Genomic DNA, 14130 nt, shown 5'->3' on the forward strand with positions numbered 1-14130 from the left:
ACCCCATCGGTAGGAGTATTGTTATTCTCCCCTTCAGCTACCCCATCGGTAGGAGTATTGTTATTCTCCCCTTCAGCTACCCCATCGGTAGGAGTATTGTTATTCTCCCCTTCAGCTACTCCATCGGTAGGAGTATTGTTATTGTCTCCTTCAGCTACCCCATCGGTAGGAGTATTGTTATTTTCCCCTTCAGCTACCCCATCGGTAGGAGTATTGGTATTTTCCCCTTCAGCTACCCCATCGGTAGGAGTATTGTTATTGTCTCCTTCAGCTACTCCATTATCAGAATTTCCACTTTCACCTTCTGAGCTTACACCTTCAATGGTAGTTTCTCCATCAACAGGAGTATTCGGAGTCATTTCTCCTGGATTTGGCATGGTAATGTCCGACATATTGCCAGACTGAGAGCGAACGGGGTAAGTTGCGATCGCCAACCAACTCAAAATCAAAACTATCTTGATGGGTAATTGCAATAATTTTTTCATGTCTTAATATCTTGCTCCAGAAATATAGAATTTATCTACTTTTAAAATGAGAAACTATAGCCAGCACCAACAACAAACCTCGTTCCATCTCCCGCAGTACCAGTGATATCCGTAATCGCTGGTACAATTACCAGGGGTAAATTTCTAGATATAACTAGAGGAACTCCAATAGTTATATCTTGACCAGTCCATTCTGTTACTAAGCCTACTGGTTGGGCTATTTTTAGGGCAATGCTACTAAATACCCCTACAGTTTCATTCCCGTTGTTGATGTCTGTTTCCGAACGAAACTGTCCCCCTCCCAATCCTAGAGTGGTATATAGTTCGCTAAAAGGTTTGGTTCTATCTTTACGTAGTTTAAATCTTTTGGTGGTTACTCCAAATACAGAAGAACCTCCATCTGTTTCTCCCCAGGTAGCTATTCCCTGTACCCCCAATGCAACTGAAAAGTCTTGGGGTAAGCGACGATGTATTTTCAAATTGATTGCCCCATCGCGAAATGGCGCGCTGACATCTACTAAGCTGACTCCAATTTGTGCGCCTACATTTTTTTGAGGATTTCCTAAGCCAAAACCCAAACCAATCACTCCATCAGCATCATCAACAAAACGAGCGCGCTCTTGAAAACCCAAGCCAATACCGAAATTACCCCAAGATGCGCCATAACCAGAAGGGTTAATGATGGTTATACTAGGGGATGCGCGATAGGGCTGCTTGGGGAAAGGGATTCTTAAAGGTATTCTCCTGGGTTCAAATCTTTCTCCTCCTGAAGGTTCGCGACGCAAAGAAGGACTTCCTCTCTCTGATTCTGAAGTTGAAGGTTCGATCGCAACCTTGGTAATATTGGTAATATTTGTTTGTTTCCTATCTGTCCCAGAATATTTCTTAGCTTCAATATTTTTGTCAGCTGCTTGAAACCCCAGGGCTGAATCGCTTCCCCAAAAAAATGAACTACCGATCGCGATCGCGCTACCAATTCGGACGAGGGACTGTTTTTCAAATGGCATTTATTCGTTGAATTATTAAATGATTTTTCTTGTATGTTGAATTCTGCCTGACTAAGTTAATTTTTATGGAAATTTTATGAGAGAGTTTGATGAATTAATTGCGCTTAAATTTAACTCCAGGGATATTTAACCAAAGTATTGACTAAACTTCTTACACAACCCAGGTTTTCTCTTGGTTTAGCTCCAGTTTTTTGACTCCCAAGAAACAATTGTCTGTAAGAAGTTTGCTTGTCGATAATTTCTACCAAGGCCACCATAAAGCCCTGTAGGGTTGTTCGTTATAGCTATAAATTCCTCTAGTTGTTAATGCCATACAATCTATGGGTTTTTTATTACTTAAAACACATTCAGGATTGTAATTGGGGTTTACGCCAAAAAGTTTTTCACTTTCTTGAGAAGCACAAGTTCCATCTTCTTGTTCGACAAGACAAACTAAATTACTGTTACTTTTCTTATCTGTATAGGCTTTGATAAATTTTGCGTCTTGCATATCCAGGGAAGCTTGCAATTTCATAGCTGTTTTTTGGCACACTTGTTGTCCTGATTGTCCTGGTAATAAATATTCGGGATGCCAACTCATCACGGGAGTTAAATTCACTTCTCCTGGAGTGTAAGCATACATAGTTGGGGTATCATCCTGAGTAGCACAGACAAAAAAGCTGTTTGAGGAATCTTGCCTAGAAGTTTCTTCTGCTTGAAGGGGACTGACATTCAAAGCGATCGCGCAACTAATAAACGCCGTATATATCTGTTTTCTTTTCATTGTGGCTACCTGCTGTTTGGATAAAGCTATGTTAAGTATATTTTTAGTAATATTGTAAGTATATTTAATGGGGTCTAAACCACTGTTTGTAATTATTTCACTAAAAATATTGTCACAAGGATGAATTTTTGATGAAGATTATTTTTTCTTACCCCCATATGTTTGCTCGTAACGGTCAGTTTCTTGGTCTTTAGCTTCTAATCACAACATCTATCTAATTGCGATCGCACTTATTAGACCGACATCAATATTAGATAAAGGAAGTAAAGAATTGACGAACGATCCATGAAGTACCCTAATTGGTTAGCCATAGCAGGAATTAGTGCTAGCATTTGTTTTTTTAATGCACCACCATCCGTAGCGAATATTGCTGTTTTTTCAGAGCAATTAGCATTAAATAGAACTAAAACTTATTATGCTTACGGCAAATCTAGGGAATTAGTCGATAGTTGGCAAAAATACGAAAATAATATTTCTTGTTCTACTTCCGCTCGAAATCCCACAGCTATTCACCATCAAATATGGCTTAATCGTGGATTAGCATTGCAATCACAGGGAAAATATCTCGAATCAATAATTTGTCTCGATTATGCTTTATCTGTTAACGATAATCTAGAACAAGCTTGGTATCGTCGGGGAATTGCCTTTAGCTATCTGCAAAAATACCAAGAGGCTGCTTTTTCCTACGAACGGGGAATTGCTCTAGACAGTAGCGAACACACTGCTTGGTATAACTTGGGTAATGCTTACAAACATTTACAAAAATATAATAAGGCGATCGCATCTTACGATCGAGCCCTTGAGATTAAATCGGACTTTCATGTAGCCCATTTTCAAAAGGCAAAAGTCTGGGAAAAAAGAGGTAAATATCAACGAGCAATTGAAGGTTACAAACTAGTTATCTATCTAAATCCCGAAGACAATCGAGCTAGATATGCCCAAGGCAAATTGTTGAGCAAATTAAAACGATACGACGAAGCTATGACCATCTATCAAGAAATCGTTGCTTTACAACCAGAACAGCATTTAGCTTGGTACAACTTGGGTAATATTTACTTAAAACTAAAACAATATCAAGCAGCGATTTCTGCCTACGATCGCGCGATCGCTTTAAAACCCGATTACCATTTAGCCTGGAACAATCGCGGTGCTGCCTTAGAAGCTTTGAAACAAACCAGACAGGCGATCGAGTCTTATAATCGAGCCTTAAAAATTAACCCCGATTACGAAAAAGCTTTGAATAATCGCCGTCGTCTACTACTTTTGGTCAGTCAACATCTCCCTCTGCCATTAAATATAAAGTAAAAAAATTCCTCTGATGAGGAGGTTTGGATCGAAGAATAGGGTAAACTTTAATTGAAAACAATTCCTATCAAACACTTTAGACCAAGGGCAGGAATTTGATCGAGGCTAGTGCAACAAGCAGATATGGAAAATTCAGTAATTCTTCAACTTAAAAACATCACTAAAACCTATCCCAATCCTGCCGATCGCCACCAGAATTTAGTTTTAGATGATGTAAGCTTAACTTTGAATCATGGAGATTTACTGGGTTTATTAGGACCTTCAGGATGTGGCAAAACCACTTTATTGAGAATAATTGCGGGTTTTGAATCGATTTCTCAAGGAATCGTAGAAATAGCAGGAAATGTAGTTTGCACCAATTGCGATTCGATTGCTGCGGAAAAGCGCAATACGGGCATGGTTTTTCAAGATTATGCTTTATTTCCCCATTTAACCGTCGCCGAAAATATTGCTTTTGGTTTAAAGAATCAAAGAAAAAAACCAAATCGAGGTTTGTTTGCTCAAAATAAAATTCTTCAGCAAAAAATACAACAAAGAGTAACAGAAGTTTTGGAATTAGTTGGTTTGAGTGGATTTCAAAAACGCTATCCTCACCAACTATCTGGCGGACAACAACAACGTATTTCTCTAGCTAGAGCTTTAGCACCCCAACCAGCGTTAATTTTGCTAGACGAACCTTTAAGCAATTTAGACGTTCAAGTCCGCCATCGTCTGAGAGCCGAAATTCGCGCCATTTTAAAAGCAGCAGGAACTTCAGCGATTTTTGTAACTCACGATCGCGAAGAAGCATTAGCCATATCAGATAAAATTGCGGTGATGCGAGATGGAAAACTGGAACAGATAGGCACCCCAGAAGAAATTTACCTCAATCCTCAATCCCGTTTTGTAGCAGAATTTGTCACCCAGGCTAATTTTATACCTGCCACGAAAAAAGATTTTACCTGGGTAACGGAGTTGGGAGAAATCACCATATCCGAATCGACAAAAGATAATAGCAGCGATCTAGGAGACTTAATGATCCGTCAAGAAGATGTTGCGATCGCCCCCGACCTTAATTCTAAGATAGTGATTCGGGAGCGACAGTTTTTGGGTAGAGAATATCATTATTGTTTGGAAACAGCATCGGGAAAAAGAATTCACGCTCGAACTGATTTAGATAATGCGATCGCCGTAGGAACGAGAGTTAACATAGCCTTAAATATTTCTGCCCCCAAAGTTTTTCCCGTTTCCACTGTCAATAATCAGCTTTTGACTACAGTTTAACCTTCGGTTAGTTATTAGTTATTAGTTATTAGTTATTGGTTATTAGTTTTTGGGTCTAAGTCCCCTCTCATAATCTTCGATTTGAGTACTGTACGGGCGAACGGCGGTTCGCCCGTACTAACTACTAAAAACTCTTTTAATTTAGTACAGTTATTGACTAACAACTAATCAGCATAGACAATTTTTTCGGGGAATTTAATATTAGTATCGATACGGAAATTAGAATGAACTATGTGTCTTTCAGCAAAGAAAAGTTTTAAAGTATAAGTCTCTCCATCAATCAAATCTAATTCATCTAAATTGACAGATTGCTCTCTTTGCAGGTGAACTCCACCAATGTCGATTACTTTCTCCCCGTTGATATAAACATAAACGTCATCATCGCCTTTAAAAGTAAAGATACGAGGGTTTTCTTCCGTACCAGCAACATAGGTAAATTCAGTTTCTATTTCATAGGTGAAATGATAATTATGAGGATAATCTTCATTGCCATAAAGCATTCCATCTAGAGGAAAAAATGATTCTCCCTGTTGAATATCCCTAGCAAAAGTATAAACTCCATCTTCATCTTCGTCAGTCAAAGTAATTGTATATTCCATGCTTTGATTGACTCCTTCTACATTATTAAACCACTGGTCAAAATTAGCTTGAGTAGTTGTAGAAGGACTGCCTCCTGCATAAACTGGTTTGCCATCTTCTCCAAGAAAATCGGTAGTAACATCATGGTCTAAACCGAATTCAAATACACTTCCATCGCTACTAACATCTCCAGGACTGCGTTCAAAATCGGGATGATCGCTAGTAAAGTCTCTTAAAATTCCTGTAATTTGAGTTTTCTTGATTCCATTTTCTTCAGTAGTTGCTTGAGTTAAGCTTGCCCGAGCAACAATCAGAGTGGAAAGTAAAGTAGTAGCAATTGTAAAATTAATAAATTTAAAAGCTTTCATGGGTTAAATTTTAATAATTGATAGTAATTTTCTAAGTAAATATAAGTAAGATTGTTTTTGGTATTACGAACAATTACTTAGTTATTTGTATCTAGTATTATCTACGGATAAAAATAGATTTAGGTTAAAATCTAATAAACTTTCCCCCAATTTTTTACTTCTCTTTTTGAATTTATCATAAAGTAATTCAATTAAACTTGTTATGTTGGAATATTCGATCGCAGTAAATTTATCAAAGTAAATAGTTCTGAAAAATCGTATTTAATGCTAAATTTTCAGTATATTTTGCTCAAAGATAAAACGATCTAAATACATGAAAATTCTAGTTACATTTATCTACGGAATTTTAATTACTCTTTTGGGTGTTGTGGGCTATTTTGCTACGGGACAAGGGAGCAAAACTGCCCTGATTCCCTGCATATTCGGTTTGCCTGTCATCGCTTTAGCGATCGCTAGTTGGTTAAAATCTAGTCTGACGAAGCAAACATCAATCGCAGCAGGAATTATTGCTTTTTTGGCATTTGGCGGTACTATTCGGGGATTAATGGGACTGGTGACTTTGATTTCGGGAGGTGAAGTAGCCAGACCAGAAGCAGCGATCGTACAAGGGATTATGGCGATCGCATCTCTTGCTTATGTTTTGTACCTATTAATTAGCTTGGGTCGCCAAAAAAATCAACAAAATTAACTAATTTCCAGTAATATTTGAATCGAGAATTACCGAGTTTAATTAAAAGTGAAATATCGCAATCCAGCCCCTACCGTTGATATTATTATCGAACTGATCGATAAACCCGAACGACCCATTATTTTAATTGAAAGAAAAAATGAACCATATGGTTGGGCAATTCCAGGAGGATTTGTTGACTATGGAGAATCAATCGAAACCTCTGCCATTCGAGAAGCCAAAGAAGAAGTTAGTCTAGATGTAGAATTAATCGAACAGTTCTATGTCTATTCCGATCCCGCCAGAGATCCCCGCCAGCACACTCTAGCGATTGTTTTTATTGCTACTGCAAAAGGAGAGCCTATCGCTGCCGATGATGCTAAAAATTTGGGGATTTTCCATCAATGGAATTTGCCACAAAATCTTTGTTTCGACCACGATCGCATTATGCAAGATTATTGGCATTATCGTAATTATCGTTTACGACCTTTGAAAAAATTATAAATTAAACCTAATAGTAAAAGCAGTAGTGTAGTTTTTACTGCTAACTGTTATATCTCCTCCTAGCAACTCGACTAACTTTTTAACTAATGCCAAACCAATGCCCGTACCTCCATGTTGCCAGGGGTCACTATTAGGTATGCGATAAAATTTATCAAAAATTCTTTCTTGTTCTTCTATAGGTATCTCGACCCCCATATTAATTACCTTGAGTAATAATTGCTGAGATTTTTGTTCGGCACGAATAATAATTAATTCTTCTGGAGGAGTATATTTATAAGCATTATTTAATAACTCATTAATTACTCTTTTAAGCATTTTAGGATCGGAACGCAAGATTGATAATTTATCTGGTAAATCCAACTGTAATTTTTGCTGTTTTGTCCCTAAAGAAAAAGTTTTAACTATCAGAGGAATCCAAGTAATGAGGTCTATCTCTTCCCATTTTTCTGGTTTACTGGCAGCATCTACATAACAAAGAGTCAATAAATCATCTACTAGTTGATTTTGTTTCTTAAAAGAAGAATGGAAAATTTCCAGAACCTTATTAATTTTGGTCGAACGATGGGCTCCAATTTCCATTTCTAAAAGATTTTCTAGAGTACTAATTGCCAAACGCAAACTACTCATCGGGGTGCGTAATTCATGGGAAATAGTTTTCAGGAAATCATCTTTAACTACATTAAGTTTTTCTAATTCACTGACTTGTATTTGTTCGGCTTTATAAAGTCTGGCTTGGCGAATGGCGATCGCACAGCGATCGGCAATTTGTTCTACTAATTTGATTTCTCTGGCTTCAAATACACTTTCTTTGGGACGCATCAACCAAATATTGCCAAAAATATCTCGTTCGTCAAAAATCGGACAGATTAAACAGGTAACTTGCTGCTGTCGATAGCCAATGGTAGGTAGCCAATCGACAAAATGGATTGATTGTTTGTCGAGCAAGCGATCGTATAATTCGGGAAAATCAGTGACTTGGCGAAAAATTCTCTGTTCGTTGGGTAATAGAATCGGATATTCACAAATCACTTCTGTCAAAGTATGATTGTCTTTGTATAGTTCTATTTGACAGCATTCTAAATTCAATCCTTCTGTAAGACTTGTGGTTGTAGTTTGTAAAACCTGCTGTTCTTCCAAACTATCGCGGATCGCTTGGGTAATAGAGCTAGCTAATTCTTCCGTTTTAAGTGCTTGTTGTAATTGTTCTAAAGTAGATCTTAACTGTGCGGTATGCTGTTCTATTTCGGCAATTTTTTGTCTTTGATGAAGATTGATGCTGGTAGAAATTAAACGATAAATACTACCGCGATCGCCAATTAGAGGATTGACGACAGTAATCCAGCAACTACGCTCGTTAGCTACAATCGAGCAATATTCATAACTTTTAGCTTCTTGGGTTGCTACGCAACTGTTGTAAGTTTCTACTACTACTTGAAAGTCGCGATCGGCAAAAATTTCTTGAGGACTTTTACCCCTAAGATCTTCTGTTTTAGTTCCCAACCAAAATTCACAAGCAGGATTAAAATCTAAATAAAGATATTCATTTTCTTCTGTAACTTCAATAACACAAATCGCTGCAGTTGTACCTTGATAAACACTACGATATAATTCCGTAAAATCTAAGTTTTCATGACCTTTAGATAAGTCTCCTTGCTGAATACTTTGCTCTTGCCGACCACGATCTTGAGGTTCTTTCCTATTCACAAAAGGTATAGTGTAGCGATGTTATTAATCTTCTGAAAAAATGCAAGCCTAGAATGACTTGCAAACCTAATAACAATATAAATTAGGTAGGCAGGATCTAATCGAGTTCTTTAGGAAAATTTTAACCTCAATTGCCTACAGTCGGATAAAACTAGATTCTGGCAAGTTTGACGGACTACTCCTAGGGAGCAGAGACGGAATATATCTCGTCTCTATAACTTCTATAACTGCCTTTACTGTTGTCAAGCGTTACTAGTACTTACTTTAGGCAAAGCAATAGTCTCACTTCCTGGGGGCAAATTAGTGGTAGAACTAAAGGAATTGCTGTTCTCTATTTGTACCATTAAACTCGCCATTTCTAGAGCATTTAAAGCATAATTCCAGCCCAAATTACTTTTAATACCAGCCCGTTCTAGGGCTTGTTGCATGGTGTCAACAGTTAAAACACCAAAAATAACTGGTACTCCAGTTTGAAAACTGGCTGCGGCAACTCCTTTTGCAGCTTCGGAGGATACATAGTCAAAGTGGGGGGTTTGTCCGCGAATCACCGCACCCAAACAAATAATGGCATTGTAAGTACCCTTAAGGGCTAATTGTCTGGCAACCATGGCGATTTCATAACTACCAGGAACCCAGACATAGTCTACTTGACCGTTATTAGGTTCGATATTAATACCATGACGCTTGAGGCAATCTTGACAACCCGAAATGAGTTTATCGGTTACCAAATCGTTAAAACGACCGATGACGATCGCTATTCTAAAATTAGATACGTCTCCTGCAAAAGTACCTTCAAAAACAGCCATAAATAAATAATTTTGTAAATATCTAAGATAATAATTTTACTTTTATTTGCCACTAATTTCCAAGGCGATCGCTCAAAGTCAGGGCGATCGCTCTCGTTAGTGTTTGGTTTTTTTAGATGACAAAAAAGTTTAAAACTGCTACCGTTACAACCAAAACAGTCCAAATACCAGAACCTACATAGATTAAAGATTTAGATTGTTCCCAGTTTTGAGGGGAAGCATAAGCAACTGGAACTCCAATTACCATGACAAATGAAAATAGAACTAGGGCTACTAATGCCAATTGAAACAAAATAGTCATTTTTAAGATTCTCCTAATTTTTAAGATAGCTACCGAGCAAACCTTTTAATAAAGTTTTAATTTGCAAGACAAAACTGTTATGGATCTTTGACCCATTGGAGTTGTTGTCGAGATTATTAATTTTTTCTCCGATCTTTATACGCTACCAAAAAGTGACCACATCTGAGAAGAGATCTTAGTCGCAATGCTAAATAACTTTATTCAAACTTTTGTAAACTACCAGGAAACCCAAGCTAATAAGAAGTTATGGTTTCACTGGGACTTCATACTAAAATCGCTATATAGAGATGATTAATGTTGGATTTTAGAGCTTGCGGTATTTTGCTTCATCCTACTTCTTTACCCAGCCCCTTCGGGATTGGAGATTTAGGAAATAATGCCTATAAGTTTGTTGATTTTTTAGCAGCCAGCGACCAACAAATATGGCAAATCTTACCAATTGGACCGACGGGTTTTGGTAACTCTCCTTATCTATCTTATTCAGCTTTGGCAGGAAATCCGCTATTAATTAGCCCTGCAATCTTGCACGAACAAGGATTATTGACCGACGACGAACTCAATTCGGTTGGGGATTTTCCGTTAGACAGAGTAGACTTTGATCGCGTAGTTGCTACGAAAATTCCTTTGTTGAGGAAAGCTAGCGATCGCTTTAAAGCCAAAATAGAGCGGACTCCTGATGAAGAATTCAAACGGTTTTGTAATCGTCATAATGATTGGTTGAGCGATTATTGCTTATTCATGTCTTTAAAACAGGAAAATAATTATCAAAGCTGGCATAAATGGGAAACGGATATTGCCGAACGTCAGCCTCAAGCAATGGCAAAATGGGCGACAAAATTGGCAGACGAAATCTTTTTTCATAAGTTCGTTCAATATGAGTTCTTCTGTCAGTGGCAAAAACTCAAGCAGTATGCCAACCAAAAGGGAATTAAGATCTTCGGGGATATCCCCATTTATGTCGCCCACGATAGCGTTGATGTTTGGGCGCACAAAGAAATCTTTTGTCTCGATCCAGAAACGGGAGAAGCGTCTTTAATGGCGGGCGTACCCCCAGATTATTTTAGTGCTACAGGGCAGCTTTGGGGCAATCCCGTTTATAACTGGCAAGAACTAGAGAGAACTGATTTTAAATGGTGGATTAGAAGGGTTGAAGGCATCTTAGAATATGTCGATATCATTCGTATCGATCACTTTCGAGGTTTTCAGGCTTATTGGGCAGTACCTCAAGGAGAAACAACTGCCATGAAGGGTACTTGGTTAGATGCCCCTGGAGATGAGTTTTTTCAAATTCTCGATCGACAATTGGGTAAACTGCCCATCGTGGCAGAAGATTTGGGGGTAATTACGCCTGAAGTAGAGGCTTTACGAGATAAATTTAATTTCCCTGGAATGAAAATCTTGCAATTTGCCTTTGACGACGATCGCGCCAATGGTTTTTTGCCTTTTAACTACACTAATCGTAACTGTATCGTCTATACCGGTACTCACGATAATAATACTTCTATTGGCTGGTTTTCCGAGCGATCGCCCGAAGCTCAAGCTAGAGTAGTAGACTATCTGGGTTGTGTTTGTAATGATGGCATTCACTGGGCGTTAATTCGCTTAGCGTTAAGTTCTGTAGGCAATACGGTTGTTTTACCCTTCCAAGATGTTTTGGGTTTGGGTACTGATGCCAAAATGAACACTCCTTCTCAGCCAACGGGTAATTGGGAATGGCGTTGTCGTACTGAAGCCTTCAATGAAGAACTTGCAACTCGTCTGAAGTATTTAACCTATCTTTATGGTAGAACTCCAGTTAACCACGAATGATCGATGGATTTGCTCTTAGTTTTTAGGGTTTTTTGATTTTAAGATTACAAATCAGACGGACAAGCGCGATCGCTGTTTGTTCGATACCATTACCGCAGAATAATATTAGTGAATCTAGTATTGTTTATGCGGTATTTGTTTTATTTATCTATCGATCGATCAAAAGAAATATATTCTGCCAAAGTAACAGGATCGACTCCCAATTCAGAACGGTTTTGGGCAGCAATAACTCCCGAACGCCCGTGCCAAAAAGCAGCAGTAGCAACTATATCCAAAAGATTCTTATCTTGGCTTTGAGCTACCAATCCTCCCGTCAAACCAGTTAAAACATCGCCACTACCACCCCTGGCTAGGGCGGGGCTACTTTCGGCAATTAACCAAGTCAAACCTTCACTATTGGCGATCGCAGTTCTCGCACCTTTAAGTAAAATAATTGCCTTACTTTGTTGGGCTGCTTTTTGCACTAGGTCAAAGCGATCGCTAGTTTCGTTGACAAGTTCGGGAAAGAGACGTTTGAATTCTCCTGGATGGGGAGTTAAGACGGTAGGATATTCTCGTCCATTTAAAACTTCAATTACATCTTGTTCCGATAAAATATTCAAGCCATCGGCATCTAATACCAAAGGAGATTCCGCAGATAGTACCTTTTCCACGATCGATCGCGCGTCAGTAGTCAAACCACAACCACAAGCGATCGCATCAAATTTAGCCAAGTCAGACAGAGAAAAAGGCAGAGAAGAAATCGCCCCCTCTTTATTTTGGGGACAATCTACAATTAAAGCTTCGGGAATACGACTGACAATTAAGGTTTTAAGAGATTCTGGCACGGCGAGTGATAACATTCCCACTCCGCTAGCCCTAGCTCCCAAAGCAGCCAAAATCGCTGCCCCTGCATAGCGTTGAGAGCCACAGATTAATAATAAATGTCCCCGATCGTATTTATGGGTAACTTTAGGACGGGGTAAAGGAAGAAATTGACGCGCTGTTGCCAAACTCATTTTTTTGACTGGTGTGGGTTGGGGTAAGACAGCACCAACGTGATGGGGTAAAATACCAAAGTCAACCCGCTCGCTTTTACCTAAATATTCCAAAGCAATATCTTGAAAAAAAGCCCGCTTCCACATACCCAAACAAAGAGTATTGCTGGCTTTAATCGCACTCCCAAGGGCTTCTCCTGTATCGGTTTGAATCCCCGAAGGCAGATCGATACTCACGATCGGTTTAGACCAACTATTAATTAAATTAATTACTTCGATAATATTGGCAGGTAATTCGCGAGTTAAACCAAAACCAAATAACCCATCGATTAATAACTGGCATTTTTGTAAAGGTTGAATTTCTTCGTAAAAAGTAACGCCCAAACTGATTAAATAATTAGAATGTTGGTTGGTAAGAGATTTCAATTTGACAAAAGGATGAAACACCACCACCTCATATCCTGCCAAATATAACTCGCGGGCTACCACTAAGGCATCTCCCCCATTATGCCCAGGACCTACTAAAATTCCGACAGAAGCATATTGCGATCGCGGATATAAAGCCTGAATGCGATCGCTACACAATCTAGCTGCTTTCTCCATTAACGCAGCAACGGGCATTCCTACAGCAAAAATCTGTTCTTCAATTTGCTGCATTTGCGAGGCAGAAACGATAGCGGTTTTAACGATATTTTTCATGTTCTTCAGCCATTAACTATTAATTGTTAGTTGTTTTTCAACTGCTAGCAATAATTCATCAATGATACGGTTGCGAAAATAGTGGGGTGGTTGCCATTTAATCCACTCAGCAGAACTATGTTCTGTCATCACAATGTCTAATTCTTCTTTGACCCAACCAAAAAAGATGACTAGAGATTTCTCTACCTTCTGTCCGTCATAACGTCGATAGCGGGGATAGTAGATAGTTTTAAAGCGAAAATCCAACTCCAAGCATACCTGTCGGCTATTAATTCCCGTTTCTTCTTCCAACTCTCTTAAAGCGCATTGTAGTTCTGTTTCGCCTGGTTCAATATGACCTTTTGGTAAATCGTAACGATGAGATCGCTTCATTAAAAGGAAAGATGGTTCTTTGGTTTGAGTAAAACAGATAACACCACAGGATTTGACTTTATACATGGAAAGCGATCGCACAAAACAAGCGATCGTAGTTAAAATAAGATTTTGCTATGCCATCATTCCCATTAATTTAACTCGATAATTCTTTTGGTAGAATAAAATCACCGTCAGCATTATAGGGGAAAGCAATCGCTTCAACTACCGAACTAATGGCTAGTGGACTATATACATGAGGATATAATTCCGTTCCCCCTTCCAGATTTTCCTCAACTAGACTACTACTTATTGTAGAAGACTCAATTTTTAATAATACAAGACCATTTTGCCCTTTATAGTACCGATTTGCCACTGTCACAATTTGATGACCATAGGAACAATGGATAAATCCTTCGGTTGCAAACCCTTGAGGAATGTATTCTCCTTTACTTTGGGCAGCTTTCCATTCTTCGGCAGATGTAATGTGGTAGAGAAATTTTTTTTCGGTCATTAGTTAGTTATTAGTCATTAGTTATTAG

At 38.5% G+C, this 14130-nt stretch carries 14 protein-coding genes and 1 pseudogene; 5 read left to right on the forward strand and 10 right to left on the reverse strand.

Features of this window, described 5'->3' with window-relative positions:
- The 3 genes and pseudogenes from AC33VI_RS19810 to AC33VI_RS19820 form a co-directional block, all read right to left on the reverse strand.
- Nucleotides 1-485, reverse strand: a pseudogene (locus tag AC33VI_RS19810) (hypothetical protein); the annotation flags it as partial.
- 41 nt (nucleotides 486-526) lie between these two features.
- Nucleotides 527-1492, reverse strand: a complete 966-nt coding sequence (locus tag AC33VI_RS19815; RefSeq protein ID WP_491783983.1) for a hypothetical protein — start codon at nucleotides 1490-1492, stop codon at nucleotides 527-529.
- Between the two features lie 241 nt (nucleotides 1493-1733).
- Nucleotides 1734-2255, reverse strand: coding sequence for a COP23 domain-containing protein (locus tag AC33VI_RS19820; protein WP_491783984.1), 522 nt, complete (start codon nucleotides 2253-2255; stop codon nucleotides 1734-1736).
- Between the two features lie 285 nt (nucleotides 2256-2540).
- Here AC33VI_RS19820 and AC33VI_RS19825 point away from each other — a divergent pair, with 285 nt between their 5' ends.
- Both AC33VI_RS19825 and AC33VI_RS19830 read left to right on the forward strand, forming a co-directional pair.
- Nucleotides 2541-3560, forward strand: a complete 1020-nt coding sequence (locus tag AC33VI_RS19825; protein ID WP_491783985.1) for a tetratricopeptide repeat protein — start codon at nucleotides 2541-2543, stop codon at nucleotides 3558-3560.
- Nucleotides 3561-3683: 123 nt separating this feature from the next.
- Nucleotides 3684-4823 (forward strand): ABC transporter ATP-binding protein, encoded by a 1140-nt coding sequence (locus AC33VI_RS19830; RefSeq protein WP_491783996.1) that lies wholly within the window; start codon nucleotides 3684-3686, stop codon nucleotides 4821-4823.
- Nucleotides 4824-4987: 164 nt separating this feature from the next.
- On the opposite strand, the gene AC33VI_RS19835 is transcribed toward AC33VI_RS19830, so the two are convergent.
- The gene (locus AC33VI_RS19835) at nucleotides 4988-5770 is read right to left on the reverse strand and encodes a fibro-slime domain-containing protein (protein ID WP_491783986.1); all 783 of its coding nucleotides are present in this window, start codon (nucleotides 5768-5770) and stop codon (nucleotides 4988-4990) included.
- 313 nt (nucleotides 5771-6083) lie between these two features.
- Here AC33VI_RS19835 and AC33VI_RS19840 point away from each other — a divergent pair, with 313 nt between their 5' ends.
- A complete protein-coding gene (locus AC33VI_RS19840) occupies nucleotides 6084-6458 on the forward strand; it encodes a hypothetical protein (protein ID WP_491783987.1) in 375 nt (124 codons plus the stop codon).
- A gap of 48 nt (nucleotides 6459-6506) precedes the next feature.
- Nucleotides 6507-6941, forward strand: coding sequence for an NUDIX domain-containing protein (locus AC33VI_RS19845; protein ID WP_491783988.1), 435 nt, complete (start codon nucleotides 6507-6509; stop codon nucleotides 6939-6941).
- Here AC33VI_RS19845 and AC33VI_RS19850 read toward each other — a convergent pair.
- The 3 genes from AC33VI_RS19850 to psbZ all read right to left on the reverse strand — a co-directional run bounded on the left by AC33VI_RS19850 (nucleotide 6936) and on the right by psbZ (nucleotide 9752).
- Nucleotides 6936-8645 carry an ATP-binding protein gene (locus tag AC33VI_RS19850; RefSeq protein ID WP_491783989.1) on the reverse strand — a complete coding sequence of 570 codons (1710 nt, stop codon included), beginning with the start codon at nucleotides 8643-8645 and terminating at the stop codon, nucleotides 6936-6938. The genes AC33VI_RS19845 and AC33VI_RS19850 overlap by 6 nt on opposite strands.
- A gap of 242 nt (nucleotides 8646-8887) precedes the next feature.
- Nucleotides 8888-9451 (reverse strand): 6,7-dimethyl-8-ribityllumazine synthase, encoded by a 564-nt coding sequence (gene ribH / locus AC33VI_RS19855; RefSeq protein ID WP_491783990.1) that lies wholly within the window; start codon nucleotides 9449-9451, stop codon nucleotides 8888-8890.
- A gap of 112 nt (nucleotides 9452-9563) precedes the next feature.
- A complete protein-coding gene (gene psbZ, locus AC33VI_RS19860; RefSeq protein WP_491783991.1) occupies nucleotides 9564-9752 on the reverse strand; it encodes a photosystem II reaction center protein PsbZ in 189 nt (62 codons plus the stop codon).
- A gap of 294 nt (nucleotides 9753-10046) precedes the next feature.
- Here psbZ and malQ point away from each other — a divergent pair, with 294 nt between their 5' ends.
- Nucleotides 10047-11561, forward strand: a complete 1515-nt coding sequence (gene malQ, locus AC33VI_RS19865) for a 4-alpha-glucanotransferase (protein ID WP_491783992.1) — start codon at nucleotides 10047-10049, stop codon at nucleotides 11559-11561.
- A 140-nt stretch (nucleotides 11562-11701) separates the two neighbouring features.
- Here malQ and AC33VI_RS19870 read toward each other — a convergent pair whose 3' ends face one another.
- The 3 genes from AC33VI_RS19870 to AC33VI_RS19880 all read right to left on the reverse strand — a co-directional run bounded on the left by AC33VI_RS19870 (nucleotide 11702) and on the right by AC33VI_RS19880 (nucleotide 14102).
- Entirely contained in the window at nucleotides 11702-13237 is a 1536-nt protein-coding gene (locus tag AC33VI_RS19870; protein ID WP_491783993.1) for an NAD(P)H-hydrate dehydratase, read from the reverse strand.
- 12 nt (nucleotides 13238-13249) lie between these two features.
- Nucleotides 13250-13675, reverse strand: coding sequence for an NUDIX domain-containing protein (locus AC33VI_RS19875; protein WP_491783994.1), 426 nt, complete (start codon nucleotides 13673-13675; stop codon nucleotides 13250-13252).
- 70 nt (nucleotides 13676-13745) lie between these two features.
- Nucleotides 13746-14102, reverse strand: a complete 357-nt coding sequence (locus AC33VI_RS19880) for a DUF952 domain-containing protein (protein WP_491783995.1) — start codon at nucleotides 14100-14102, stop codon at nucleotides 13746-13748.
- Nucleotides 14103-14130 lie beyond the last annotated feature (28 nt).

It is taken from the genome of Waterburya sp., from assembly GCF_058530065.1.